Source organism: Pseudomonas sp. EggHat1, from assembly GCF_014892995.1.
Lineage (GTDB): Bacteria > Pseudomonadota > Gammaproteobacteria > Pseudomonadales > Pseudomonadaceae > Aquipseudomonas > Aquipseudomonas chaetocerotis.
The window spans coordinates 133,743-159,838 of record NZ_JACKQK010000010.1 but is presented as its reverse complement, the minus strand read 5'-3'; the positions used below and the strand labels follow the sequence as shown (position 1 = coordinate 159,838).

At 62.0% G+C, this 26,096-nt stretch carries 18 protein-coding genes, 1 other RNA gene and 1 pseudogene; 10 read left to right on the top strand and 10 right to left on the bottom strand.

Annotation, left to right across the window (positions count from 1 at the left end; genetic code table 11):
• Positions 1 to 4: 4 nt before the first annotated feature.
• Positions 5 to 559 carry a YecA family protein gene (locus INS93_RS16880; protein WP_192984077.1) on the bottom strand — a complete coding sequence of 185 codons (555 nt, stop codon included), beginning with the start codon at positions 557 to 559 and terminating at the stop codon, positions 5 to 7.
• A gap of 190 nt (positions 560 to 749) precedes the next feature.
• On the opposite strand from INS93_RS16880, the gene INS93_RS16875 reads away from it, so the two are divergent.
• From INS93_RS16875 to INS93_RS16860, 4 genes are all read left to right on the top strand, one after another.
• On the top strand, positions 750 to 959 hold the full coding sequence (locus INS93_RS16875) for a TIGR02449 family protein (protein ID WP_003458652.1): 210 nt from the start codon (positions 750 to 752) through the stop codon (positions 957 to 959).
• Complete coding sequence (locus tag INS93_RS16870; RefSeq protein WP_192984075.1) at positions 956 to 1,261, top strand: cell division protein ZapA; 306 nt, start codon at positions 956 to 958, stop codon at positions 1,259 to 1,261. Before INS93_RS16875 ends, INS93_RS16870 begins: the two co-directional genes overlap by 4 nt.
• Positions 1,262 to 1,328: 67 nt before the next feature.
• Positions 1,329 to 1,507: non-coding RNA, 6S RNA (ssrS, locus tag INS93_RS16865), on the top strand.
• Between the two features lie 55 nt (positions 1,508 to 1,562).
• Complete coding sequence (locus INS93_RS16860; protein ID WP_192984073.1) at positions 1,563 to 2,159, top strand: 5-formyltetrahydrofolate cyclo-ligase; 597 nt, start codon at positions 1,563 to 1,565, stop codon at positions 2,157 to 2,159.
• Between the two features lie 54 nt (positions 2,160 to 2,213).
• On the opposite strand, the gene INS93_RS24815 is transcribed toward INS93_RS16860, so the two are convergent.
• The gene (locus tag INS93_RS24815; RefSeq protein ID WP_256667014.1) at positions 2,214 to 2,345 is read right to left on the bottom strand and encodes a hypothetical protein; all 132 of its coding nucleotides are present in this window, start codon (positions 2,343 to 2,345) and stop codon (positions 2,214 to 2,216) included.
• 193 nt (positions 2,346 to 2,538) lie between these two features.
• On the opposite strand from INS93_RS24815, the gene INS93_RS16855 reads away from it, so the two are divergent.
• The 5 genes from INS93_RS16855 to INS93_RS16835 all read left to right on the top strand — a co-directional run bounded on the left by INS93_RS16855 (position 2,539) and on the right by INS93_RS16835 (position 9,855).
• Positions 2,539 to 2,988: an EVE domain-containing protein gene (locus tag INS93_RS16855; protein ID WP_192984071.1), complete on the top strand. Its 450-nt coding sequence runs from the start codon at positions 2,539 to 2,541 to the stop codon at positions 2,986 to 2,988.
• Positions 2,989 to 3,037: 49 nt separating this feature from the next.
• Positions 3,038 to 4,894, top strand: coding sequence for a diguanylate cyclase (locus INS93_RS16850; RefSeq protein ID WP_192984069.1), 1,857 nt, complete (start codon positions 3,038 to 3,040; stop codon positions 4,892 to 4,894).
• A gap of 67 nt (positions 4,895 to 4,961) precedes the next feature.
• Positions 4,962 to 6,029 (top strand): HlyD family secretion protein, encoded by a 1,068-nt coding sequence (locus INS93_RS16845; protein WP_192984065.1) that lies wholly within the window; start codon positions 4,962 to 4,964, stop codon positions 6,027 to 6,029.
• On the top strand, positions 6,026 to 8,731 hold the full coding sequence (gene rbbA, locus INS93_RS16840) for a ribosome-associated ATPase/putative transporter RbbA (protein ID WP_192984061.1): 2,706 nt from the start codon (positions 6,026 to 6,028) through the stop codon (positions 8,729 to 8,731). Before INS93_RS16845 ends, rbbA begins: the two co-directional genes overlap by 4 nt.
• Positions 8,731 to 9,855 carry an ABC transporter permease gene (locus INS93_RS16835; RefSeq protein WP_192984056.1) on the top strand — a complete coding sequence of 375 codons (1,125 nt, stop codon included), beginning with the start codon at positions 8,731 to 8,733 and terminating at the stop codon, positions 9,853 to 9,855. Before rbbA ends, INS93_RS16835 begins: the two co-directional genes overlap by 1 nt.
• An 83-nt stretch (positions 9,856 to 9,938) precedes the next feature.
• Here the strand turns inward: INS93_RS16835 and INS93_RS16830 are convergent, their stop codons facing one another.
• Positions 9,939 to 10,343: a flagellar basal body-associated FliL family protein gene (locus INS93_RS16830; protein WP_192984053.1), complete on the bottom strand. Its 405-nt coding sequence runs from the start codon at positions 10,341 to 10,343 to the stop codon at positions 9,939 to 9,941.
• Positions 10,344 to 10,498: 155 nt separating this feature from the next.
• Between INS93_RS16830 and INS93_RS16825 the strand changes: the two genes are divergently transcribed.
• Positions 10,499 to 11,479 carry an NADPH:quinone oxidoreductase family protein gene (locus INS93_RS16825; RefSeq protein WP_192984050.1) on the top strand — a complete coding sequence of 327 codons (981 nt, stop codon included), beginning with the start codon at positions 10,499 to 10,501 and terminating at the stop codon, positions 11,477 to 11,479.
• Positions 11,480 to 11,755: 276 nt separating this feature from the next.
• Here INS93_RS16825 and imm45 read toward each other — a convergent pair whose 3' ends face one another.
• From imm45 to INS93_RS16790, 7 genes and pseudogenes are all read right to left on the bottom strand, one after another.
• Positions 11,756 to 12,070 (bottom strand): Imm45 family immunity protein, encoded by a 315-nt coding sequence (gene imm45 / locus INS93_RS16820; protein ID WP_192984048.1) that lies wholly within the window; start codon positions 12,068 to 12,070, stop codon positions 11,756 to 11,758.
• A 106-nt stretch (positions 12,071 to 12,176) separates the two neighbouring features.
• Positions 12,177 to 12,533: pseudogene (locus INS93_RS16815) on the bottom strand (IS4 family transposase); the annotation flags it as partial.
• A gap of 130 nt (positions 12,534 to 12,663) precedes the next feature.
• The gene (locus INS93_RS16810; RefSeq protein WP_192984043.1) at positions 12,664 to 13,404 is read right to left on the bottom strand and encodes a hypothetical protein; all 741 of its coding nucleotides are present in this window, start codon (positions 13,402 to 13,404) and stop codon (positions 12,664 to 12,666) included.
• 215 nt (positions 13,405 to 13,619) lie between these two features.
• Positions 13,620 to 14,321, bottom strand: a complete 702-nt coding sequence (locus tag INS93_RS16805; protein ID WP_192984041.1) for a transposase — start codon at positions 14,319 to 14,321, stop codon at positions 13,620 to 13,622.
• A 337-nt stretch (positions 14,322 to 14,658) separates the two neighbouring features.
• Positions 14,659 to 14,934, bottom strand: coding sequence for a hypothetical protein (locus INS93_RS16800; protein ID WP_192984039.1), 276 nt, complete (start codon positions 14,932 to 14,934; stop codon positions 14,659 to 14,661).
• A gap of 30 nt (positions 14,935 to 14,964) precedes the next feature.
• Positions 14,965 to 24,279, bottom strand: coding sequence for a DUF637 domain-containing protein (locus INS93_RS16795; RefSeq protein WP_192984037.1), 9,315 nt, complete (start codon positions 24,277 to 24,279; stop codon positions 14,965 to 14,967).
• Between the two features lie 33 nt (positions 24,280 to 24,312).
• The gene (locus tag INS93_RS16790; RefSeq protein ID WP_420707318.1) at positions 24,313 to 25,995 is read right to left on the bottom strand and encodes a ShlB/FhaC/HecB family hemolysin secretion/activation protein; all 1,683 of its coding nucleotides are present in this window, start codon (positions 25,993 to 25,995) and stop codon (positions 24,313 to 24,315) included.
• Between the last annotated feature and the right edge of the window lie 101 nt (positions 25,996 to 26,096).

Genomic DNA, 26,096 nt, shown 5'->3' with positions numbered 1-26,096 from the left:
ACAATCAGTGCAGGGACGGTTTGGCAGCAGGCGCCGCAGGTTTGGCGCACTCGGTGAACAGCAACAGCGGTGCCACGCGCAGGTATTCCATCACCTCCATGTAGTCGCTCTCGCCATCTTCCGATTCTTCCAGGGCACTCTGCACCTGGGCGATGGCGGAGAGATCCTGCAACACTTCCATGGCTTCGGCGCTCAGCGCACCGTCGCGAGCGGTCAGGCCGAAGCCACCGAGAAAGCCCTGACACCACTGGCCCAGTGCGACCGCGCGCTGCGCCAACGGGGTTTCGTCATCCGGCAGCAGCAGCACCACGGTGACGTCTTCGCTGCACAGCTCACCCTTGACCATTTCCTGCAGACCGATCAGCGCCTGGCGCACGCTGTCCTGCGGCTCGCCGCCGAGCAGGTCGGCAGCGTCGAGCAGCCAGGCATCGGCATCGAAGCCGGCGCCGGCACAGCTGCGGCCCAGCAGCAGGCCATGCAGTTCAGCAGGGGAAACGGAATGCCCGGCGCTGCTGAGCAGGGCGGCGAAGGCGGCGTAGGGAGAGCTTGGAATCGACATAGATAGCTAGGCGCCAGACGGCGCAATCTCTAGAATGGAGGCCTCGTATCCTAGCACCGGCAGACGCGGCAAGACCATCCGAGGCCGCCGGGGTGATGCCGTCATCTGCATCACACCACTGCTATCTGGGTTTGACCCCTAACCGGGACAGGCCTATACAGTCCAGCCAGCCATCCCATAGCGAGAGCCCATGGAAGACGCCGATCTGCACGCATTGACCGCCAAGCTGGAACTGCTGATCCAGCGAGTCGAGCAGCTAAAGGCTCACAACCGACTCCTGCTGGCGAATGAACAGGCCTGGCGCGAGGAACGCGCCCATCTGATCGAAAAGAACGAAATGGCCCGGCACAAGGTCGAATCGATGATTTCGCGCCTTAAAGCCCTGGAGCAGGACTCATGACCCAGTCGAACACCGTGACCGTCCACATTCTGGACAAAGAATATTGCATCGCCTGCCCGCAGGACGAACGCGCCAATCTGGAAAGCGCGGCTCGCTACCTGGACGGCAAGATGCGCGAGATCCGTACCAGCGGCAAAGTGATCGGTGCCGACCGCGTCGCCGTGATGGCAGCCTTGAACATCACCCACGACCTGCTGCACAAGCAACAGCGCCTGGATCAGGACGCCAACTCCACCCGCCAGCAGGTGCGCGAGCTGCTCGATCGTGTCGACCATGCGCTGGCCGACGACCCGAGCGCCTGAGCACCGTCATGCCTGCCAGTTCGTCGCAGGCCGCCCCGCAGACCCTCTGTTCGGGTATACTGGGCGCAACTTCCTGGGGTGTGCGCCAGTCGGTGATGTCCCTGAGCCGATACGCACAACCACGGGGGTTGCACGTTGGGGCCGGTGTGCATGTCCGCCTGACGGAAAGCCTTAACGCCTCCTGCAACCTCCACCTTGAACTTTCGGGTTCAAGGGCTAAACCGACAGCGGCACGCCGGGAAGTCATCATTTCCAGCAGTGACCTTCAGCGCTGCTACCCGCCTCGTCCAAGCCCCAATTCATGACTACGCCAGCCACGCTCAGTCGCCCGCAACTGCGCCGCGTGCTGCGTCAGCGTCGTCGCGCGCTCAGCCGCAGCCAGCAACGTCTTGCCGCACGCAACCTGTATCGCCAGTTGGCACAAAGCCCGCAGTTTCGCCGCGCCAGGCATATCGCCCTGTACCTGCCCAACGATGGCGAAATCGACCCGAGGCCTTTGCTGGCCGCTGCACAGAAGCGCGGCAAACGCACCTACCTGCCGGTACTCAGCGCCTGGCCGCGCACCAAGATGGTGTTTCAGCGCGTCACTCGGCACGAGAAACTGGCGGGTAATCGCTTCCGCATCCTCGAGCCACGCACACAGCCCAAGCGCCAACGCAAGGTCTGGGCGCTGGACCTGGTGCTACTGCCGCTGGTGGGCTTCGATGATCGCGGCGGCCGCCTGGGCATGGGCGGCGGTTTCTACGACCGCAGCCTGGCTTACCTGCGCATGCGCAAAAATTGGCACATGCCGACACTACTGGGCCTGGCGCATGAATGTCAGCGCGTGGAAGAACTGGCGATGGCCAGCTGGGACGTACCCTTGCAGGCAACGGTGACGGACAAGGCGTGGTATTGAATCGAAAGATGCGGCACCGCGTTCCCTGCGGCGCTTACGCTGGCAGCCTGCGAATCAGGGCTGCTGCGTTACATTGATCGGAGCGTCGCTCTGGCGCTCCCAAAAGCTCTGGGTGTAACCCGTGGTAACCACGCCCAGGCTGAACAGTACGACGAGAACCCACAAAAGATCTGGCTTGCGTTTCATCTATTGCCTCCCCCTTCAAGGCAATGCGCGCGTTGGTCGCGCGTTATTGTTGTGTGCAATACGACGGCGCCAAGCTTAAGCCGGGCATTGTCCGTCAGCGCCAAGCACTGTGCAATTTCTGGCGCCAACCGGCCGTCGGAGATATCCCTCAAACGAGCGTCCGCTTACGGACAGACCTGCAGGAGCAAAGTTCATGCCTTATTGGCTGATGAAGTCCGAACCCGATGAGTTGTCCATCCACGACCTGCAACGACTGGGCAAAGCGCGCTGGGATGGCGTACGCAATTACCAGGCGCGCAACTTCATGCGGGCGATGAAGCCCGGCGATCTGTTCTTCTTCTATCACTCCAGTTGCCCGCAACCCGGCATCGCCGGCATCGCGCGCATTGCCGGCGAGATCTACCCGGACCCCACCGCACTGGACCCGCAAAGCCATTATCACGATCCCAAGGCCAGTACCGAGAAAAATCCCTGGAGCGCCCTGGACGTCGAGTTCGTCGAGGCCTTCGACGAGGTGCTGGCGCTGCAGCAACTGAAGAACAATCCGCTACTGGCCGAACTGGCATTGGTACAACGTGGCAGTCGCCTGTCGGTGATGCCGGTGAGCGATGCCGAATGGGCAGCAATTCTCGCCATGCGTTGAGTAGCATGCGGCACTGTGCTATCACCACACAGAGCCAAGGAGTTTTTCCATGCCGGCATCCTCCGCCTGGCCGGCGCGACTTGCGCTGGCGTTCCTGTTACTGGTGCTGAGCGGCGCCAGCGTCCTGCTTTGGCGTCAGATCGAAGCCGTGCAGCAGCAGCGCGTCGATGAACGCATCGGCTACCAGGCACGCAGCCTGGCACGTCAGCTGGAGAGCACGCTGCACCTGGAAGTGGCCAGCCTCGAACGCATCGCTCGCTTGTGGAACAGCCTGGGCCGCCTGCCGCGCGCCAGCTGGGACGAGGAGGTAGAGCGCGCAATACGCGGCTTTCCCGTCTATCAATCAATCCAGTGGGTTGGCGATGATCTGCGCATGCGCTGGCTGCTACCGGTAGCCGGCAACGAAGCGGCGCTGAATTTTCGCCTGCACCCTGAGCACCCCAACTACCCGCTGGCGATGGAAGCCCGCGAGAGCGGCGAGCAGCGCTTCTCCAACAGCTTCGACCTGGTCCAGGGTGGACGCGGCTTCGTCCTCTACACACCGCTGTACCGCGAACAGGACGGCAGCAAGGTGTTCGACGGTTTCCTCCAGGGCGTTTTTCGCGTCGAAACGCTGATGCTGCAGTTGCTCACCCAGATCGATCGCGAAGCCTTCAACCTCGAGCTGCTGGAGAACAGTCATAGCTTGTTCCGTCATGGTGCAGCGGACACCGATGCGCGGCACAGCCTGCAACTGGGCCTGAGTCTGCTCAACAATCAGGACTTCCGTCTGCGCCTGAGCCCTACCGAACAATTGCTCGATCAACTCGAGTCGCCCCTGCCCGGCGTGGTACTCGGCGCCAGCCTGGCGATCAGCCTGCTACTGGTGGCCGCCCTGGCCCTGGCGCTGGAAAACAGCCGCCGTGCCCATGCCCTGCAACTGGCCAACCGCCGCTTCAAGCTGGAGGCCGAACGCCGCGAAGAGACCGAGCAGCGCCTGCGCGAAAACCGCGAACGCCTGCAGCTGGTGCTCGACCTGACCGACTCCAGCCATGACGGTCTGTTCATCTTCGATAGCAGCACCCGCGAACTGCTGCACATGAATCAGGCCACCTACGCCACGCTCGGCTATCGCCCGGAACAGTTCGCCGAGCTGCTGCGCGATGATCCGGAAAAACTCCTGCCAGGCTTCCATCGCTGGCTGGAGCAGGCGCGCCAGGCGCAGCGCGACAATCTCTCGCGGATATTCCAGCGCGAGCTGATCCGCCGCGACGGCAGTCGCCAGCCTGCCGAGATCAACACCCAGTTGGTGCAGTTGCATGACCGCGAATACCTGATCGCCGTTTCCCGCGACAATAGCGAGCGCCTGCAACTGGAAGCGCAACTGCAACGCCTGTCGCAGCTCGACGGTCTTACCGGGCTGTACAACCGCCGTTACTTCGATCAGCAACTACTCGCCGAATGGCGCCGCCTGCGCCGTCTCGGCGCGCCCTTGGCGCTGCTGATGCTCGATATCGACCACTTCAAGGCCTACAACGATGCGCTCGGCCATCTCGCTGGCGACGACGCGCTGCGTAAAGTCAGTGCAGCCCTGCGCGAAAGCCAGCAACGCGAAGGCGACACGGCCTGTCGCTACGGCGGCGAGGAATTCGCCATCATTCTCGCCAACACCAACCTGGAGGGTGCCGAACAGGTCGCCGCACGCATCCATGCGGCAATCGCCGGCCTGGATATCCATCACCCCGCCAGCCCGTTCGGTCGGCTGACCCTGAGCATCGGCCTCACGGTGGCCGACCCGGTGAGGGACGAACAGCCAGGCGAACTGCTCGCCCAGGGCGATCAGGCGCTATATCGTGCCAAGCATGAGGGTCGCAACCGTACCAGCCTGTGGCAACCGCCCGAGCTTGACCTGCATCAAGCCCCCTGAGGCGTACCTGGCAGACAATGGATATGTCGTGAAAGCCCCAGCCATGGGGCTCTACAGGTAAGCCGAAATGATCAACGCCAAACGTCGCCTGCCCTACCTGATCGCCGTCGGCCTGGCCGCGCTGGCAGCCGTGGCCTGGTGGCAACTGCGCCCGACGGGGCTGGGCGAGGGTTTCGCCGGCGGTAACGGGCGCATCGAAGCCACCGAAGTGGATGTGGCGACCAAACTCGCCGGGCGCGTCGCCAGCATCGACGTCGACGAAGGTGACTTCGTCGAGCCTGGCCAGATTCTCGCCCGCATGGACACCCAGGTGCTCGAAGCCCAGTTAGCGCAGGCCCGTGCCCAGTTGCGCCAGGCAGAGAATGGCCAGATCACCGCCGCCAGCCAGATCAGTCTGCGCCAAAGCGAAAAGCTCGCAGCCGAGGCCGTGGTGCGCCAGCGCCAGGCGGAACTGGATGCCGCACGCAAACGTCACGCGCGCAGCGCCACGCTGGTCAAGCGCAACGCCCTGGCTCAGCAGACGCTGGATGACGACCTGGCCCGCCTGCAGAGTGCCGAAGCTGCGTTGGCAGCGGCGCGAGCTCAGGTCAGTTCCGCCGAGGCCGGTATTGCCGCCGCACAATCGCAGGCCATCGAAGCGCAATCGGCGACCGAAGCGGCCCACGCCAGCGTCGAGCGCCTGCAGGTGGACATCGACGACAGCCAGCTCAAGGCGCCGCGTGCCGGCCGCGTGCAATACCGCGTCACTCAACCCGGCGAAGTACTGGGTGCCGGCGGCAAGCTGCTCAACCTGGTGGACCTCACCGACGTCTACATGACCTTCTTCCTGCCCGAGCGCCAGGCCGGTCGCGTCGCCCTAGGCAGCGAAGTACGCCTGGTGATCGACGCCGCGCCGCAATATGTGATTCCGGCCAAGGTCAGTTATGTCGCCAGCGTTGCCCAGTTCACGCCCAAAACCGTGGAAACCGCCAGCGAGCGCGAGAAACTGATGTTCCGGGTCAAGGCGCGCATCGACCCCGAGCTGCTGAGCAAGCACCTGCAGCAGGTGAAAACCGGCGTACCGGGCATGGCCTACCTGCGCCTCGACCCTGAAGCCGAGTGGCCTGCACATCTGGCGATCAAGGTTCCGCAATGAACGCTGCGGTCGCACGCCTGGCCGGCGTCGGCCTGCGCTACGGCCAGACCCGCGCCCTGCAGCAGATCGACCTGACGCTGCCAGCCCGTTGCATGGTCGGTTTGATCGGCCCCGACGGCGTCGGTAAATCCAGCCTGCTGGCACTGATCGCCGGGGCGCGCAAGCTGCAGGACGGCAACGTCGAGGTGCTCGGTGGCGACATGGCCGATGCCAGCCACCGCCGCCGCGTCTGCCCGCATATCGCCTATATGCCACAGGGCCTCGGCAAGAACCTCTATCCGACGCTCTCGGTGTTCGAGAACCTGGATTTCTTCGGGCGCCTGTTCGGCCAGGACGCTGCCGAGCGCGAACGGCGCATCGACGACCTGCTGCGCAGCACCGGCATGGCCGCCTTCCGCGAGCGTCCGGCCGGCAAGCTGTCCGGCGGCATGAAGCAGAAGCTCGGGCTGTGTTGCGCGCTGATCCATGACCCGGATCTGCTGATCCTCGACGAGCCAACCACCGGCGTCGACCCGCTATCGCGCAACCAGTTCTGGGAGCTGATCGCTCGCATCCGTGAACAGCGCCCGCAGATGAGCGTATTGGTGGCCACCGCCTACATGGAGGAAGCCGAGCGCTTCGACCACCTGGTGGCGATGGACGCGGGCCACATACTCGCCAAAGGCAGCCCGGCCGAATTGCGCGCCCAAACCGAAAGCGCCAGCCTGGAGCAGGCCTTTATCGCCCTGCTGCCCGAGGAACGCCGGCGCGGCCATCAGCAGGTGATCATTGCGCCGCTGCAAGACAGCAACGAAATCGCCATCGAAGCCAAGGGCCTGACCATGCGCTTCGGTGATTTCGTCGCCGTCGATTCGGTGTCGTTTCGCATCCGCCGTGGTGAGATTTTCGGCTTCCTCGGCTCCAACGGCTGCGGCAAGAGCACCACCATGAAGATGCTCACCGGCCTACTGCCGGCCAGCGAAGGCGAGGCGCTGCTGTTCGGCCAGGCGGTCGATCCGCGCGACATGGCCACGCGCAAGCGGGTCGGCTACATGTCCCAGGCATTCTCCCTGTACGGCGAGCTGACGGTGCGGCAGAACCTGGTGCTGCACGCCCAGCTGTTCCATGTACCGACCGACGAGATCGAGCCGCGCGTGGCGCACATGGCGGCACGCTTCGACCTCGGCGAAGTCATGGACATGCTCCCCGAGCGATTGCCACTGGGCATCCGCCAGCGTCTGTCGCTGGCCGTGGCGGTGATCCACAAGCCGGAGATCCTGATCCTCGACGAGCCCACCTCGGGCGTCGATCCGGTCGCCCGCGACGGCTTCTGGCAACTGATGCTCGACCTCTCGCGCCAGGACGGCGTGACCATCTTCATCTCCACCCACTTCATGAACGAGGCGCAGCGCTGCGACCGCATCTCGCTGATGCACGCCGGCAAGGTGCTCGACAGCGATACCCCGCAGGGCCTGATGGCCAAACGCGGCCTGGACAGCCTGGAAGCCACCTTCATCGCCTACCTACAGGAAGCGGTTGGCGAGCAACCGGTGAACACGGCACCGCCGCTGGAGCAGGCACCACCGCCACAGCGTCAAAGTTTCAGCCTGCGCCGCCTGCTCAGCTATGCCCGCCGCGAAGCACTGGAGCTGCGCCGCGACCCGATTCGCGGCGGCATGGCCCTGCTGGGTACAGTACTGCTGCTGTTCATCATCGGCTATGGCATCAGCCTGGACGTGGAGGACCTGACCTTCGCCGTGCTGGATCGCGACCAGACCACCACCAGCCAGCAATACCACCTCAACCTGTCCGGCTCCCGCTACTTTCAGGAGAAGGCGCCGCTCTCCGACTATGCAGAGCTGGAGCGGCGCCTGCGTAATGGCGATATCAGCCTGGCGGTGGAAATTCCGCCGCACTTCGGCCGCGACCTCAAGCGCGGCGCCAGCCCACAGATCGGCATGTGGATCGACGGCGCCATGCCAACCCGCGCCGAAACCATCAAGGGCTACGTCACCGGCCTGCACCAGCACTACCTGAGTGAGCTGGCGCGCAGCTCGTCACAACCGCAGGCAGCCAACGCCGCCGAGCTGGAGGTGCGCTATCGCTACAACCCGGACGTGGAAAGCCTCAAGGCCATGGTGCCGGCGGTGATACCGCTGCTGCTGATGCTGATTCCGGCGATGCTCACCGCGCTTGGCGTGGTCCGCGAGAAGGAACTGGGCTCGATCATCAACCTCTACGTCACCCCGGTTACCCGCCTGGAATTCCTGCTCGGCAAGCAGCTGCCCTATATCGCCCTGGGCCTGTTCAACTTCATCCTGCTGATGCTGCTGGCGGTGACCGTGTTCGACGTACCGCTCAAGGGCAATCCGCTGACGCTGCTGGCTGGCGCCCTGCTCTACCTGGCCTGCGCCACCGGCCTCGGTCTGCTCATGTCGACCTTCACCAAGAGCCAGATCGCCGCCGTATTCGGCACCGCCATCGTCACCTTGCTACCAGCCATTCAGTTTTCCGGGTTGATCTACCCGGTGGCCTCGCTGGAGGGCGCAGGCGCGGTGATTGGGCAGCTCTACCCGACCTCGCAATTTCTGGTGATCAGCCGCGGCATCTTCTCCAAGGCGCTGGAGCTGCAGGACCTGGCCAGCTACTTCTTCGCCCTGATGCTGACCATCCCGCTGCTGACCCTGCTCAGCGCCAGCCTGCTGCGCAAACAGGAGGTCTGATGGAACGCCTGGCCAATATCCTGTATCTCGGCATCAAGGAGCTGCGCAGCCTGCAGCACGACCTGGCGCTGGTGCTGCTGATCCTCTGGGCCTTCAGCATGGGCGTCTACTCGGCCGCCACCAGCATGCCGGAGAGCCTGCACAACGCCGCCATCGCCGTGGTCGACGAAGACCAGTCGCAGCTCTCCGAGCGACTGATTCAGGCCTTCCAGGAACCCTATTTCCGTACCCCGGAGCGTATCGACCTGAGCGAGATGGATCGCGGCATGGATTCAGGGCGCTACACCTTCACCCTGAACATTCCGCCGAACTTCCAACGCGACGTGCTCGCCGGCCGCAACCCGGCGATCCAGCTCAACGTCGATGCCACCCAGGTGAGCATGGCCTTCACCGGTGCCGGCTACATCCAGAACATCGGCGCCAGCGAAGTTGCCGAGTTCGTCCGCCGCTACCGTGGCGAGCTGCAGCAGCCGGCCGAACTGGCGCTGCGCATAAAGTTCAACCCGAATCTGACGCGTGCCTGGTTCGGCTCGGTGATGGAGGTGATCAACCAGATCACCATGCTGTCGATCATCCTCACTGGTGCGGCGCTGATTCGTGAGCGCGAGCACGGCACCGTGGAGCATCTGCTGGTGATGCCGGTGACACCGCTGGAGATCATGCTGGCCAAGGTCTGGTCGATGGGGCTGGTGGTACTGACGGCGGCGACGCTGTCGCTGCTGCTGGTGGTGCAAGGCTGGCTGCAGGTGCCGATAGAGGGCTCCATCGCGCTGTTCCTGGTCGGCGCGGCGCTGCATCTGTTCGCCACCACCTCGATGGGCATCTTCTTCGGCACCGTGGCGCGCTCGATGCCGCAGCTGGGCCTGCTGATCATCCTGGTGCTGCTGCCATTGCAGATCCTCTCCGGTGGCACCACGCCACGCGAGAGCATGCCGGAGCTGGTGCAGCAGATCATGCTGGCGGCGCCGACCACCCACTTCGTCGCGCTGGCCCAGGCAATTCTCTATCGCGGCGCAGGGTTCGCGATCGTCTGGCCTTACATGCTGGCCATCGCCGCCATCGGCACGCTGTTCTTCGTCGCGGCGCTGACGCGCTTTCGCAAGACCCTGGCGCAGATGGCCTGAACAAACTGTAGGAGCGGCTTCAGCCGCGAATCACTGTGGCCTTCACCGCTGAAGCAGCGCCCGAACGCCAAGGGGATTCGCCGCTACTGGATGATCAGATTGTTGAACAGCAGGTCTTCGACGATGGGCTTGCCCTCTTCGCCGTTGATAGCATCCTGCACCCTCTTCAACGCTTCCAGGCGCAGATTCTCACGGCCATCGGGTGCGTTGATGATCTCGCTGGTCTGGGCCGAGAACAGCATCACCATCTGATGACGGATCAGCGGCTCATGCTGCTTGAGCTTCTCCTCGGCCTCGGTGCCGGTCACTCGCAAGGACACATCGGCCTTGAAAAACTTCAGACGATTGCCCTGATCCGCCAGGTTGCCGATCAGGGCCGGGAACAGGTTGTGATAAATCGTCGTCGGCGCCTCTTCCTTCTCTTCCGAAGAGGCCAGGGCAGGCAGGCAGATCGACAGGCTCAGCAGCAGGGCGGTCAACAGTTTCACGTTCGGCACTCCATCGGGGATGTGCCTAGCATAGCCATCCACAGGCCAGCACCCAAGCCCGGCGCTTATGCCGACCTATCAGGCATCGGCATGCTCGTTGACCCTCGGCGGGCGCTTTCTACACTGCAAGGCACCCCGCAAGAGGAATGACCTTGATGAAAGCCCTGCTGTGCAAAGCCTTCGGCCCCGCCGACACCCTGGTACTGGAAGACCTGCCAAGCCCCGAACCGAAAAAGAACGAGGTGCTGATCGAGGTGCAGGCCGCCGGGGTCAACTTCCCCGACACGCTGATCATCGAAGGCAAATACCAGTTCAAACCGCCCTTCCCCTTCGCCCCGGGCGGCGAGGTAGCCGGCGTGGTCAAGGCCGTTGGCGAGAAGGTCAGCCACCTGCGCGTCGGTGACCGGGTCATGGCGCTGACCGGCTGGGGCGGCTTCGCCGAAGAAGTCGCCGTGCCGGCCTACAATGTGCTGCCAGTACCCAAGAGCATGGACCTGACCACCGCAGCCGCCTTCGGCATGACCTACGGCACCTCCATGCATGCCCTCAAGCAACGCGCCAACCTGCAACCGGGCGAAACCCTGCTGGTGCTGGGCGCCTCCGGCGGCGTCGGCCTGGCGGCGGTGGAAATCGGCAAGGCCATGGGCGCCAAGGTCATCGCTGCGGCGAGTAGCGCCGAGAAACTGGAAGTGGCGCGCAAGGCCGGCGCCGACGAGCTGATCAACTACAGCGAACAAAGCCTGAAGGACGAAGTGAAGAAGCTCACCGGCGGCCAGGGCGTCGACGTGATCTACGACCCGGTGGGCGGCGCACTGTTCGAGGAAGCCTTCCGCAGCATCGGCTGGAACGGCCGCTTCCTGGTAGTGGGTTTCGCCGCCGGCGGTGGCATCCCGGCCCTGCCGGCCAACCTGCCTTTGCTCAAGGGCGCTTCGCTGGTCGGCGTATTCTGGGGTTCGTTCGCTCAGCGCCAGCCGCAGGACAACGCCGAGAACTTCCAGCAGCTGTTCGCCTGGCATGCCGAAGGCAAACTCAAGCCGCTGGTGTCGCAGACCTTCCCGCTGGAGCGCGGCGGCGAAGCGATCGATGCCCTTGGCCAGCGCAAAGCCGTCGGCAAGGTGGTGGTGGAAGTCCGGTAGGGTGCGCCGCGCGCACCGAAGCTATTCGCAATGACGTAAACAGGGCCGCCCTCGGGGCGGCCTTTTGCCAACGCCGCGCGGGGTTTCAGCCGCCGTTTGATCCCTATGGATGACTGGCGCGACTCGGTCGCAGCCAAGAACGAGGAAACGGGCTCGACCGGGTCAATTCATCAGGTTCGGCACTGGAGAAACTCTGCCGCTAAAAAGCAGAGCAGGTTGCTTTGAGTCTTGACGCCAGGCCGGCTAATGGGTGTCCCCTTTTCCTGCCGACTATCTTTAGCTAAGCTCATAACGCCTAATGAAAAGAACATCACCGACATCGACCTCTGGGAAAACCCAAGTTCTCCAATTATCCACAAGCCACCTACTTTTGATAGCTCTTCCGTCACAACTCTCTTTTGGGAGTAGAACTAATATTAGTCCTGCTTTTTGCCCGGTCACAGCCATCAACCCCATCCCCGCTTGCGGATCCTGCGGATCAAAAACCATAAGATCTATTTCACCCTCAGCCTGGCGACTTTGAGGCGATCTCAAAATAGAACCATGGCCGATATACTCTTGTGTCAAATCAACCAACTTAGTCCAGCTCATCACTTAACCCTCAGATCATGCCCACCAGAAGTATCTAACGAATCCTTAATAGGAGTCATGTTCATATCAACCTCCCCACAAAAAAGGGGACAGATTTGAATGGCACTTACTTAACCTTCCTTGGATGTCCATTTTTCCTGATTTCCTTGCGCTCCGCTTGGCGTGCTCGAGTCAGCAATGGATAGGGTTTCTGCCTTCGCTTTACTGCTCTCGGCTCCATTCGGCCCGACCGGCGGCCTACAGGCTGCTGGGCAATGAGCATCAGGAGCTGATGGAAGCGCTCGTCAATATCCGAACCATCAAATTGTCGCCAAGCAAGCCACAGTTGCAGGGTGTGCTTGAAGCTCAGCTGGCGTGGCAGACAGTCCACGATTGATGCCGATTGCACCATGAGCAGCCGGATCAAGTTGTGCGCCAATAGATAAACCCACAGCTCCTTCACTGCCATGGCGGCTGTTTTGCATTAGTATTAGGGGACAGACCACGATTTAACTAGGAAGAAAACGTGGTCTGTCCCCTATTGTTTACTATTGTTTCCCTGTGTTTCCCTGGAGTAGATTTGTGGGGATTCCTCAGAATCTGTCCCCTTTTCCTTAAGGCTCGTCATTGATTAGGAAAAGCTCTTCTCGAAACAAAGTCTTAAGCTCAGCACGGCGCTTTGAAAATAACGGAAAGTCGTCCACCACATCTTGAATACTATCTGTAACTCTCACCAAGTAACCATTCCCTATTCTCTCAATAGGGAACCCTGACGCAGCGATCAGATCGGAATTAACTTCTTGGGAAAATTCGTCACCATAAAACATTGCCCAGCCTATATTCGGGATATCTGGCTTCAATGCAGCATTGAAAGAACCGATCTGGAAGCTACCATTTCTTTCAGCGGGACTTAGCTCGGGTCCAGTAAAAGGATGAAGCATTCCAAGTTGAGGAGGAAAAAATTCACACCACGCCTTGAAGAGCGAATACCAATCAGCCTTATCGCTAAAAGCAGCGCTCAGGGAAATAGATCCAGGAACAAGTTGACCACGAGTATTTCGAGATGTATGAACAACACTGCCCGATGATTTAATCGCTTTCTTTCTTCTCCATGCAAAATCTTGGTAAAAATCCAACAAAGCACCATTAGCGCGGATCGAAGCCTTAGAAGCCCATACACTCTCACACGAAGCCTTCCCGAGGAAAGGCTCCGTGAATTTATCTGCATTATGCGACACCTGCTCCGGAAACAGTAACTCTCCGTTCAAGCCCAACGAATCAATGAGCTTTTCACCACTGTTCCAGCCTATCGTTTCGACTTTTGTCCTAATCGCTATTTGTATATATGGTTTCATATACCCATCAAAAATTTGTCAATTCGCCAGTAGTAGGATTGTATCTGTAGACATTACCGCCAGTACTCCTAACTTGACGCATGAGTTCTCCAGACACACTATTCGTTCTAGGACTCACAACAAGATTAAGAGGCTGACCTGGAGTATTAGGGGACAGACCACGATTTAACTAGGAAGAAAACGTCGAAAAAGGGGACACGAAAAAGGGGACAGATTTATTTTTCGGAATTACGCGTCGGCCTGCCCTGACCTCGTAACTCAACCCGCACACCTTGGATTCTTTCTATTTCATCCACGAAACGGGCACTGCCCGTTAGCTGCCCCCTCTGCAGCGCAGCACGAATCAAATCAATCTCACTTGATGGAACGGCTTGTCGCATGAATTCCATGTAACGGATACGACGCCTTTCAGGCGTGTCGCCAAGTGCGACGAAGCAAGGGTCCATGTCCAACCAATCGCTGTCCGCCTGATCCGTTACCCGCATCCGATGGCTCGACCAGGGATAATCAACCGCTTCGGCAACCATGCGGGCTCGAACCGGGTTCAGTTCGATATAGCGACAGCAGGCAAGCAAGTAGGCATCTGATTCGACTACGCTGGACTTGTAGCGACTCTCCCAGAGAGTGCCGGTACGCCCTTCTAGACGATTTCGATAGCGCGTAGCGCGCGCCGCTAGCGCCTTCATCAACTGACCCAACCCGGCAATGGCCTCGCCGGGTTCCAGAAGCAGATGAACATGGTTCGTCATCAGGCAATAAGCGTAGACCTTGACCCCGAAGACATCTTTTAGCTCACGTAGGTCAGAAATGTAACGCTGATAATCCTGCTCAGCGGCAAACACTACCTGCCGGTTATGGCCACGCTGCACCACATGATGCGGGTAGTTCGGCAACACAATACGCCCCATCCTCGGCATAACGATCTCCCTCCGTTGAGACCTTCATCTTAGTCGATCAGGTGAAAAATAAATCTGTCCCCTTTTTCCCGCAGGCTCAAACGACAGGCAAGTCATGCCGCTTTCAGAGCAACAGCGTCAGGCATAAACCCGTGCTGTCGCTCTGGCGTATCGGCCTCGAATACCTCAGGCGCTCGGCTAGCGATTTATCATGCTCGGCTCTGGCGAAGATGGAGCTTTTGCTACGTGAGGAGGTATACCGGCAAGCTCAGGTGCAGGAGTAGGTTTGTGGGGATTCCTCAGGGTCTGTCCCCTATTGTTTCCCTTTTTGTTTCCCTTTTCGTCCGACTGTTTGCTCTTAAATTTCACGCCGCTTAAATACCCAAATTCCCTGATCAAGTATCGGCTCCGAGGCATCTAGCCGCAAGCACTTCACTATAACCGTCCAGTCATCCTCGTAATCAGCAATCACCTCAGTTTCAACACAGGAGGCAGACTCAAAATCATCATCATCGATTTCTCCGTCAAAATAGAATCTAATATTCAGAATCAGCCCCGATACTGAAAATATAACAGCACGAAGCTTCCCTGAAACCTCACCTAACAACGCTCTTTGAATATTCAGACGGGCCATCACGATCACATCATCAAGAGAACACATTATTCACGGCCTCGCTGGCACAATGTGGATACCATCCTTAGAGTAGTGAATTATTCCATTCGCTGTAGGTGTTGCCACGCCTGCTCCATCTATATACGTCCCTATAGGCCCACCAAAATTCACCCTTTCTTTCGAGCCTGGCATGCCAACTGGAATATTACCGACCTGCTGTCCAGTTCCAGCACTTTCGGCAAGCTTGCGGGGGTCACTGCTCAAAACACTACGGCCTAGCGTGTACGAATTATGACCTGGAAAGTGCTTCTCTTGAGCACTCCATTTAACAGCGGGAACCTCTTTTGGACCAACCGGCTGATTCAGCGGTCCAAAATCTCCATCCACCCGCGAAACGGCATTGTCCCACTTCGGCGTCGTCTCGCCAGTCGTCGCTCCTGTCTTCGCCGGCCCTGCAACCTTCGGCGTATCGGTTGATGATGACTTGCCGCCCGCTAACCCTCCCAAAGCAGCAGGGTTTATACCAAACGGATTGAACCCTTGCTGATCAAGAAAGTGACCAATCTCCGACATCGCCCCAGGCTTGCCGTCCAGCGCCGCATTGGCAACCTGAGTTGCAACCCGCGGCCCAGAGCTCGACCATTCGTTTATGTTGTTACGCAGAAATTCATCGGTTATGCCAGTAGAGTCACTCTGCCATAGTTCATTTAGTGCGCGTGACCCCATATCCAGCTCATCACGAATTTGCGCGCAATCCGTTGTACAGGCCTCTAACCGAGCACGATTTGCTGCGTCTCGTTTCCGGAATTCTTCTCGAACCTCCTCACAGTCCCCCTGACATCCTTCCAGCGCCTCTCCTAGGTCATCTACGTCCTGATGATTGAGGAAGTTGTACTGCGTAGCATTCCCCGCCACCTGCGAGCCAACCTGCAGCGCCTTCTCATCCCCTCCCTGCGCCGCAGCGGCAAGCACCCCGATCACCTGCGAGTTCATCACCAGCAGCGCGTTTCTGTCCTCAATACTCATCTTCTTGTACTGGGCATCCAACTCAGCAACCAGCAGCTCATTCACCCCTGCCGCCAATGCCCCAGTCTTGAAGTCACCACCTGCCGCCTCTGCCGCCAAGCCTCCCATCACGGCATGCATCGCGATCTTGGCCGGGCTACCGTCTTTCAAATCCCATTTAGATTTTGACGTTTGATCCCCAACCCAGTTGAAACCCGCCGCCGCAAAGGTATTGGCCAGACTGCTGCGCAAGGCATCGCTGAACGAGCTATCACCTCCCAGAGCGCGATCAAGGACGGTGGAAGTACCGTTTTGCAGTAACTGGTTACCGGCAAAGCGACCGATGCCCTCCACAGTGGATAAGCCACCATTGGCAATGACTTTGCCGCCGTTCTGAATAGCTCCCGCTGAGCCTGTTTCTGTTCCCAACCAGCCGTCATAAAGACCATTGGTTAGGCCTGCAGTAATGCCCGCCACAGCGTAGCCACGTAACGCATCCTCAGAGGTTACGTCCTTGAATACCGCGCCTAGATTCCCTCGGTTATTAATAGCGCTGACAGCGCCATTGCTGGCCATCCCCGTCAAACCAGCCGTTACGGCCGCATTTGCCCAACCGATACCTGATAAAGTTGCCCCTGTGCCCGCTGCCCAGGCACCTCCGGCGGCAGTAGCGGTTGTGGCGCCAGCGGCCGAGGCGCCACTCGCCACCAAACCACTCGCCGCCCCCGCCGTGAAATACGCCACTACGATGGCAATCACCATCGCCGCAGCCCCACCCAACCCCGAATGGCTGTACTTGAAGGAGTCATGTATCTCCTTCACCTGCCGCCAATCGACATCCCCGCGCTGCTCCATCTCCTTGAGCCAGGCCAGATCAGGATCGGCCTTGACCATGGCGTCGATGGTCTGGCTGACGCTCTGCTGATTGACCTCCTTGACGTCGATCTTCAGGCCGTCCACGGCCTGTATCACCAGGTCACCTTTGGCGATCAGTTGGCTCTGGTAGAGGGTTTCATCCGTCGTGCCCTTGCCCTTGGCTGAGGTCCAGGCCAGGCTGTTGCTGCTCTTCTCGTGGCTCTCCTGATCCAGATCCTTGACCGCTTCGAAGGTGATGCTGCCGCCGCTGTCGAGGATCAGGTCGTTGCCGCTTTCCAGGCGTGCCTTCTGGTAGAGCTGGTCACCTTCGCTGACCAATGCCAGATCACCACCGGTGGTGATGGAGCTGCCGACGTTGCGCACGGTGGTGACTTCGTCTCGCTGGGTCTTCTTGCTGCCCCAGGAGCCTTTCTTCTGCATGTCATACAGCGAGTACTCGCTGTTCTGCGCTGCCAGCAGGGCCAACTCTCCCCCCGCGTACAGGTAGGCGTCGCCCTCGGCCTCCAGGCGGCTCGCAGCTAGCACCAGGTCATTGCCGGCTTGCATCGCCAGGTCGCCGCCCGCACTGATTTCGCTGCTGCGCTGCACGACGCTGTCAGCCTGCTGGGTCGTCTTGGTCTTGCCCTGTTTGCGATAGGAATATTGATGCTGTTCATCGGCCGCCGAGGCAATGATCAGGTCGCTACCGGCAACCATGTCGATATCGCCACCAGCCTTGACCTGGCTGGCAACTACAGCCAGATCACGCTCCGCCGAAAGCGTCAGATTGCCACCAACCTCGAGGCTGGAACCATGCTGGGTGATGCTGTTGTCATGACCGCGTTCACGCTTGCGCCGATACTCGTAAGTGTCGATTTCGGCCTGGCTGACCAGGCTCAGATCGCGCCCAGCACTGAGCACCGCATTACCATCGGCCTGGATGACGCTGCCCACGCTCTGGATATCGCGACCGGCACTGATGCTCAGGTCGCCACGCGCTTCGATGCGTGCCGCATTGTTGACGATGTCGTTGCGCAGCCGATCACCACCACCGGCGGCGTGCACGGTGGTCACGCTGCGTTCGTTGATCACGTCGCCGGTCAATGCCGTCAGGCTCACGTCGCGCCCGGCAATGATGCCGCCCTGGGCATTGCGGATGCTGTCGGTGGCCAGCAGTTGCAGGCGCTCGCCCGCTTCCATCAGACCACCGTTGAAGATGTTGCCCGCCGTGGCGTTGAGGTTGCCGCTGGCTCGCAGGGTGCCGATGTTGTTGAGGTCGCCGCCGCTGATCAGGTTGAGGTCGCTGCCCTGGATCAGTGCGCCATTGCCGGCCAGGCGTCCTCCGGCCTGCGCCAGGTAGAGCACCGGGACCAGAACCTTTTCACCCAGAACCTCGCGCTCTTCCATCCAGACGATGTCGTGGGTCAGTGCCGCCACTTGCTGGGCGGTGAGGCTCACCCCCAGCGACAGGCCCAAGCGGTCCTTGCTGGCGAGGGCGTTGTCCATCAGGTAGCGGAACATCGCTTCGTCGCTGTACAGCCCGGCCAGATAGCGCTGGCCGGTGCGCTCGACGATGGCTTGGCGAATCAGGTGCTGCTCATACAGGCCGTCGCCGAGACGCTTCTGCGCCTGATCCGGGTCGTAGCCCAACTGGCCGAGCAGGTAGTCCGAGCCGAGGAAGTTCTTGAGATTGGTCAGCGCCGGGTTGGTTTCGATCAGGTATTTGTGTGCGCCCGGCGAGCGGCCGGACGTGGGCAGGCCGCCGGCCTTCTGTAGCTGCTGAGCCAGGGGACCGTCGCCAAAGCCGCCGCTGATCACCTGATCACCGACCCACGTGTTCTCGCCGGCCTGGCTGGCTTGACCGTCATAGCCCTGCTGCCCGCTCTGACCACCCAGGCCACTGAGGCGGAATAGCCCGTTGTCGCCCGTGGGCAGGCTGAAGCCGGGAAGGCTGAGTGGATCGACCTGTTTCTGCGCCAGGTCCGGCGGCAGTTGCGAGGTGATCGCCCAGTTCGTGGTGCTGGCGTTGGTGTTCACGCCGGTGTTCTGTGCGCCAATCTCGCCCACGCCGGCGGCGTATTCGCGCACCACGCTGTTGTCGATGCGCTGGCTGGCGGTGATGTTGACCGCACCGCCTGCCTGAATGATCGCCGAGGCCACCACGGCGCCGGAGGTCGGCACGCTGTAGGAGGTCACATTGAAGAAGGCACCGGCGGGCGCCGTGGCGCGGATGTCGGCCAGGGTGACTTCACCGGGGCGGTAGTCGCCGCCATGCGGATTGTTATAGAGATTGAACAGGTTCTTGGTGCTGATGAAGTTGTTATAGATGCTGCGATCGCGGGTGTATAAACCGCTGTTGTAATGGCGCTGCTCGCCACCAGCCATGCCGATGTTACGCAGGGTGTCGACGGTGATACCGATGTTGCCGGCAGCCGAGACGGTGCTGTAGAGGTTGTCGAAGCTCGAGCCGAGGATGTCGAGATTAGCGCCGCTGGTGATGAAGGCGATCGGCGCATCCGGGTCGCCAATGATCACGTCTTCGTAGTTTTCCACCGAGGTGAAGTACAGCTCGCACCCCTTGCCGTCGCAGAAGTCATCCCAGTACACGTTGAGGTTGCCGGAGACCAGGCGCATTTCGGTGGCGAAGTCGGCGCGCTGGTTGATCAGCCTGTTGGCCAGGATGCGCATGTTGCCGGCGCTCTCCACCGAGCCGGAGGTGTTCTCGAAGCGGCTGGCCCAGCCCGAATTGTCGTTGGCGGCGATGTCCAGGCCGCCCAGGCTATAGAGGTTGCCCCGCAGGTTGGTGAGGTTGAGGCTGCGCAGCGCCATGTCCCCGCCGCTGAAGATCAGCCCGCGCTCGTTGTAGAGGGTCGGTGCGTAGAGGCTCAGGCGCTCGGCACTGCCCAGGGTGCCATGGTTGTTCAGCGTGGCCGCGCGCAGGGTGAAGTCGCCGCTGGAGGTGAGTTGGCCACGGTTGACGGCCAAACCACTGAAGGTCAGCTGGCTGAGCGCGCCACCGGCGATGCTGCCGGCGCTGGCCAGGTCAAGGCTGGCGGCCTCGAGGCTCAGGTTGCCGAGGCTGGTCAGACGGCCACTGCCGTCGTAGGCGCCGGTCAGGGTCAGTTCTAGGCTGCCATCGCTGGCGATCAGGCCGGCGTTGCTCCAGTTGCCGCCACTGGCGTTCAGGCGCTGGGTCGCCAGCAACTGGCTGCCGGCGCCCTGGGTGAAGGTGCCGACGTTGAGGGTCAGTTCGCGTGCCTGCAAGGTGCCGCTGTGGTTCCAGGTGGTGGCGTTGACACTCAGGGCGCCGCCTGTGACCAGGGTCCCACCGGCCTCCACCAGGGTGCTGCTGGCCAGGCCGAAGTTGCCGCTGCCGACGTGCAGGATGGAGCCGCCGGCATTGAGCAGGCTGCCGAGGTTCAGGGCAAGGTTGGCGTTGGCGACTTCGAGGCGGCCGCCACGGTTGTCCAGGGTGCCGCTGGTGGTCAGACGGCTCTCGCCGCTTTGTCCCAAGGCACGCAGGGCGCCCTGGCGGTTGTCCAGACTGGCGACACCGAGACGCAGCGCGTCGCCAGCCTCGATCAGGCCGTGGACGTTGTTAAGCGCACCGGCCAGGCTGAAATCGACGGTACGTGCCGAGACTTTGCCGCCCTGGCCTGCGGCCGCCCCCTGGTTGGCGAAGCTGTCGGCGTCCAGGTCGAGCAGGTTGCCGGCGTAGAGGCCGCCGCCCTGGTTGTCGAAGGTTCCGGTCTGGATGCGTGCATTGCCTGCAACGGCGGAGAGATGGCCGCCGGCATTGCGCACCTGGCCGTTGGCCGCGGTGCTCAGGTCGATATCCTGCCTGGCCTGCGTGGTGCCGCCACGGTTGTCGAACAGGCTGGCCAGGGCCAGCCGAATGCTGCCGAGGGTGCTGGCCAGGATGCCGCCTGCGCTGTTGTCCAGCCGCTCGGCGCTCATATCGAGGTCGCCGGTCTCGCTGAGTATGCGCCCGCCCTTGTTGCTCGCCAGCGCGTCGATGTCGGCGTCGAGCCGGCCCCTGGCCTGCAGGGTGCCGGTGTCGTTGTCGAGGCTGGCGGCCTCGATGCCCAGCGCGCCCTGGCCACTGTAGATCAGGCCGTCGCCACGGTTGACCAGGGCGCCGCTGAGCTTCAGCGTCATGTCACCCTGCGCCGCCAGGGTGCCTTGATCGCTGTTGTCCAGGCTGGCAGCGAACAGTTGCAGCAGGCCCTGACTGGCCAGTTGACCACTACGGTTGTCGAGGCTGCCCAGGTTCAACAACAGGGGGCCGCCACTGGCGAGCTGGCCGGCGTTGTTGTTGCGCAGGGCGCCGGTCAGGCTGGCGCTCAGGGCCTGGGCGGCGCTCAGGGTGCCAGCACTGTTGTCGAGGCTGCCGCCGCTGAGCAGCAGATCGCCCGTCGAGCTGATCTGGCCGCCCTGGTTGAGGGTCTGGCCGGCCTGGATGCGCAGGTCCGGGGCGCTGATAAGGCCCTGGCTGGCATTATTCAGCGTGCCAGCGATATTCAGGTCGATGCCGCTTTCGCTGGAGAGAATGCCCTGGTCACGATTGTTCAGGCTGGCGACCTGGATACGCTGAGCACCCTGGCTGACCAGTGCGCCTTTGCCACTGTTATCCAGCACGCCGCCGAGCGTCAGGTCCAGCGAGCCATCACGACTGGAGACGGTGCCTTGGTTACGGTTGTCGAGGCTGGCGCCGTCGATGCGGACACCCTGCCAGCCGGAGAGCAGACCGGCATCGGAGTTGTGCGTCGCGTCGACATCCAGCGCCAGTTGTCCGGCAGCGATCACCCGGCCGCCCTGGCTGTTGTTCAGTTGCTCGGCGCTGATGGCGATGTCGCCCGCACTGGACAGTTCGCCAGCCGCATTGTCCAACTCGCCGACATGCTGCAGTTCGAGGCCGCCCCGGGCATTGATCAGGCCACCCTGGTTGTCCAACTTGCCGCCCTTGAGATCGAGGCTGACCTTGCCTTCACCGCTCAGTTGGCCGCCCCGCTGCACCAGCTCGCCCAGGCTCAGGTCGATGTCCCCCGCAGCGGAGACTTCGCCCAGTTGGGAGGAGTCGAGCCGGCTGGCGGCGAGCGTGAGGGCGCCGGCGCTGTTGATCAGGCCCTGGTCACGGTTGTCGATATTCCCGGCCAGCAGTTCCAAACCCTGTTTACCGTGGATGACGCCGCTGCGGTTGTTCAGCGATCCGTTCCCAAGGTCGAGGCTGACATGCCTTTCCCCGACCAGACGCCCCTGCTCCTGAATCAGCTGCGCCAGGCGCAGGCGGATATCGCCCTGGGCAGAGACCTCGCCCTGGTTGGAGGAGTCAAGGCGGTTTGCCGCCAGCACCAGCAGCCCGCCACTGCTGATCAGCCCCTGGGCGCGGTTGTCGATGTCATCAGCAAGCAGGTTCAGCCCCTGCTTGCCATGCAGCACACCGCCACGGTTGTCCAACTGGCCGCTCACCTCGACCCTGACCCCAGCCTGGCCGAGCAGCCGGCCATTGCGTTGCAGCAACTCGCCCAGTTGCAGGTCGAGAGCGCCATTGGCCGAGACCTCGCCCCGATTCGACGAGTCCAGTCGTTCAGCATCGAGCACGAGCGCGCCAGCGCTGCCGATCAACCCCTGGTCACGGTTGTCGACCTGCCGGGCGCTGACCGCCAGTCGCTGTTGGGCGCTGAGCGTGCCCGCCCGGTTGTCCAGTTGGCCGACATTACCCAGCGTTAGCTGGCGTTTGGCCGCGATCAGGCCACCTTGGTTGTCCAGCTTGCCGCCCTTGAGGTCGAGGCTGACATTGGCTTCGCCGATCAGTTGGCCGCCCTGCTGCAGCCACTCGCCAGCGCGGAGGCTCATGTCACCCTTGGCCGAGATTTCACCCTGGTTGGCGGCCTCGACACGTCCGGCGTCGAGCGTCAGGGCCGCGCCGCTACTGATCAGGCCCTGGTCGCCGGTGTTCACGCTGCCAGCCTTGAGCGTCAGCCCCTGCTTGGCACTGAGCCCGCCGCCACGGTTGTCCAGGCTGGCGACATCGGTCGCGAGCGTCGTCTGGCTGGCGATCAGCCCGGCCTGGCGGTTGTCCACGGCACCGGCAGTTAGAGTCAGCGCAGTGTTGCTGCGGATGTCACCCTGGCGGTTGTCGAGTGTATTGCTTGCGCTGATAGTGGCGGCGCCCTGGCTCTGGATCAGGCCGGAGGCATTGTTCACATGCGTGCTATCGACCTTTAGCTGCTGCTCGGACAGCAGCCGACCGCTGCGGTTGTCCAATTGCGCAGCATCGATCTGGGTCAGCGCCTTGCCGCTGAGGGTGCCGCCCTGGTTATCCAGCGCCTGGCTGGCATTGACCTGCAACTGGCGATTGCCAATCAGTGTCCCGGCATTGCGCACCTGCTGGGCGCTGATGTTCAGGTCAGCGGCGGCGCGAGTGTTGTCCGGCCTGACGCCCGCCTCGATCACGCCCTCGTTGACGACCTGCGCACCGCGCAGGTCGACGTTGCCCGCCGCTGCCAGGCTCTCCTTCACCTTGAGTTGATTTTGGGCACTGACATCCGCCTTGCCGCCAGCGTAGGTCTTGCCGCCCAACTCGATGTCCTGCGCCTTGAGGGCGATATCCCGGCTGGCCGCCGTCTGCGCCAGGCTCAGCTTGCCACTGGCATCGATCTGGATATCCCCGGCGCTGGCAGCCATGTCGCCGGCCAGTTTCACGCCCACGCCCTGCTCGGTGCCGACCAGGCGAATGGCGCCTGCGTACATGCCACCGAGGGCCGAGCTGTCGATGGCCAGCATCGGCTTGTTCGAACCGTCGTCGGTCTTGGCGGTTGCGGCCAGGGTGGTGGCATCCACTTCATTGCGGCCGGTGACGATGTTGAGCGTGTTCGCGTGCAGTTCGGCATTGATCTGCGCGCTGCGGGTGATCAGGTCGAACTGGTCGACGTTGCCGGCATTGAGCCCTTGGCCTTCGATGGCGATTTGCCCGCCGTCGACGTCGAAACGCTGCAGACGGCCGTTATCGATCACCGGTGTACCGGTGCTGAGGGTGACGCGCGGGGTGTTGATGAAGCCGCAGCCATCGCAGGTGATGCCGTGCGGGTTGGCGACGATGACTGCTGCCGAGCGCCCGGCCACTTCCGTATAGCCCTTGAGCTGGCTGGCGTTGCCACCGGTGACTTCGTTGAGGATCAGCCCGGCGGCGCCATTCTTGAGATTGGAGTTGCCGATGATGATGCCGCCCAGTTGGGTGCTCTGCAGCTTGTCGGTGGCGTTGTTGAGGATCAGCCCCTGCTGGCCGACGTTGTAGTCGCTGAACTTGTTGTGCGACAGGCCGCTGCCATTGGGCGTGGCGATGTTGACCACGGGCACGCCATTGCCGGCCTGGGTCAGCGACGTGTTGCCACCTGCGGCCTGGTCAACCGCCAGTTGCGCCGCCGTGGCGACGATGGGGTTGAGGAACAGCACGCCGGCAACGATGAGGGCGATGTTCTGGAACAGGGGACTGCGTACGTCCATGTCGAAACTCCAACCAGCCATCCGGCCGGGTAATCAGAAAAACAGGTCGAATCGGAAATAGACCGGGCGCTCGTCGCGCTCGATGGCGTCGGGGCGCTCCAGGGCATGCGCGAAGCTCACCGAAGCCGACAGGTGCTGGCCGCGTAGGGCGAACTCGAGGGCGTTGCCCGTCATGCGTCCGCGCTGCTCGGGGTTGTGCCGACCGCCGTGGATCACGCCGACGTCATAGGCAAAGGCCAGGCTGTATTCGTGCACAAAGGGCCGCAGCGCCTCCCAGGTGACCGGGCGGCGCCAGCGCAACTGGTTGCGCCAGTAGCCGCCGGTGTCGCCGGCCAATGACTGGTCCTTGAAGCCGCGCACCGAGCTGAGGCCGCCGATGCTGATGCGCTGCGGGCTGAACAGCACGTCTTCGCTCTTCTGGCCGTAGGCGAGGCTGTCGAAACTGAAGGACTCGCCCCACAGCGCAAAGGGCTGCAGGTAGCTCAGGGCCAGGGTGTATTTGTTGTAGCGCGCCACCGGCTGACTGCCTTGCGGGTCGCCGGCGCGCTGGGCGTCGAAGGCACCGATACCGCGCTGCCAGCCGAAATCGGCGTTGACGAAGGCGCTGCCGATACGTCGACCATGGTTGAAGCCCAGCTGCGCTTCGGACAGGCGCGTGCTGGAAGTGTCGATGCGGTTGCCGAGAATGAAGTTGTTGCTACGCAGGTGGCTGACACCCAGGTTGAATGCCGTCTTGCTGACGCTGTCGCGGTGCAGCACACGCTCACCGCGCAGGGCGTGGGTCTTGCTGTCACCGTCCTGGTCGAAGAGAAAACCACCGCCATCGCTCTGCGTGCGGTAGTAGCTCTGGCTGTAGCTGTAGCTGAAGTTCCACCAGCCGTAGGGCACCTGGTAGATCAGGCTCTGGCTGTGGGAATGGCGATAGCTGTCGCTCACCGCATCGCGATTGGCGCGCAGGCTGAGCTGGTCGGCCAGACCGAGCGGGCTGTCCCAATCGAAACTCAGGCCCCACTGCTGCTCGCCGGTACTTTTCTGCCCGTCGTTGTGACGGTTGAGCCCGGCGCGCCATGGCTTGTCGCGCTGGCCTTGCAGCTTGACGCGACTGCCGCCGACGGCCTCACCGGGCACCAGCTCAAGCTGGGCCTGACGCGACGGCAGACGGTTGAGCTGATCGACCAGTTGCTCCAGCTCGCGCAGGTCCAGCACTTCACCCGGCTGACCGGGAAAGCCCATGGCCAGTTCGCGGTCGCTGGCAAGCGTGGAGCTGTCCAGCCCTTCCAGGCGCCCTTCGACCACGATGACCCGTAGCTCGCCCGAGGACAGATCCTGCTGCGGCAGGTAGGCGCGCGAGGTGACGTAGCCCCGGTCGATGTAGAACTGGGTGATGGCCTTGAGTAGCTCGTTGAGCTGACCAACGCCCAAACACTCGCCAGCGAAGCGCTGCAGAATGGCCTGCTGGTCGTCCTCAGCGAGAAGAGTGGCGCCTTCCAGGCGAATCTGCTCGATAGCGAAGCAGCGCTCGTCTTCGACGGGGGCGGTTTGCAGTTGAGGCGTTTCACCCGGCAGCTGCTGCAGCTCTTCGAGGCGCCGCTGCTGCTCTTGCAACAGGCGCTCCTGGCGCTCGCGGATCAGCTCACGGTCGCCCGGCGTCTGCGCCAGCGCGATAGCGGGAAGAGAAAAACACAGCCATACGGCCCAAAAAAGGCCGGGAGCCACTTTAAATGTCGCGCAGCGACGGCCCGTAGGGTGGCCGCCAGGGATGGCAGGCCATAAAGGGCTGATACGGAAAGACATGCCTTCAGTCCTTTGAATAGCAG

Coding starts and splice junctions, on each gene's coding strand:
- rbbA (WP_192984061.1), top strand. CDS start 6,026: ATGAACGCTGCGGTCGCACGCCTGGCCGGCGTCGGCCTGCGCTACGGC.
- INS93_RS16805 (WP_192984041.1), bottom strand. CDS start 14,321: ATGCCGAGGATGGGGCGTATTGTGTTGCCGAACTACCCGCATCATGTG.
- INS93_RS16860 (WP_192984073.1), top strand. CDS start 1,563: ATGACTACGCCAGCCACGCTCAGTCGCCCGCAACTGCGCCGCGTGCTG.
- INS93_RS24815 (WP_256667014.1), bottom strand. CDS start 2,345: ATGAAACGCAAGCCAGATCTTTTGTGGGTTCTCGTCGTACTGTTCAGC.
- INS93_RS16800 (WP_192984039.1), bottom strand. CDS start 14,934: ATGGCCCGTCTGAATATTCAAAGAGCGTTGTTAGGTGAGGTTTCAGGG.
- INS93_RS16795 (WP_192984037.1), bottom strand. CDS start 24,279: ATGGACGTACGCAGTCCCCTGTTCCAGAACATCGCCCTCATCGTTGCC.
- INS93_RS16870 (WP_192984075.1), top strand. CDS start 956: ATGACCCAGTCGAACACCGTGACCGTCCACATTCTGGACAAAGAATAT.
- imm45 (WP_192984048.1), bottom strand. CDS start 12,070: ATGAGCTGGACTAAGTTGGTTGATTTGACACAAGAGTATATCGGCCAT.
- INS93_RS16810 (WP_192984043.1), bottom strand. CDS start 13,404: ATGAAACCATATATACAAATAGCGATTAGGACAAAAGTCGAAACGATA.
- INS93_RS16850 (WP_192984069.1), top strand. CDS start 3,038: ATGCCGGCATCCTCCGCCTGGCCGGCGCGACTTGCGCTGGCGTTCCTG.
- INS93_RS16845 (WP_192984065.1), top strand. CDS start 4,962: ATGATCAACGCCAAACGTCGCCTGCCCTACCTGATCGCCGTCGGCCTG.
- INS93_RS16855 (WP_192984071.1), top strand. CDS start 2,539: ATGCCTTATTGGCTGATGAAGTCCGAACCCGATGAGTTGTCCATCCAC.
- INS93_RS16875 (WP_003458652.1), top strand. CDS start 750: ATGGAAGACGCCGATCTGCACGCATTGACCGCCAAGCTGGAACTGCTG.
- INS93_RS16825 (WP_192984050.1), top strand. CDS start 10,499: ATGAAAGCCCTGCTGTGCAAAGCCTTCGGCCCCGCCGACACCCTGGTA.
- INS93_RS16835 (WP_192984056.1), top strand. CDS start 8,731: ATGGAACGCCTGGCCAATATCCTGTATCTCGGCATCAAGGAGCTGCGC.
- INS93_RS16880 (WP_192984077.1), bottom strand. CDS start 559: ATGTCGATTCCAAGCTCTCCCTACGCCGCCTTCGCCGCCCTGCTCAGC.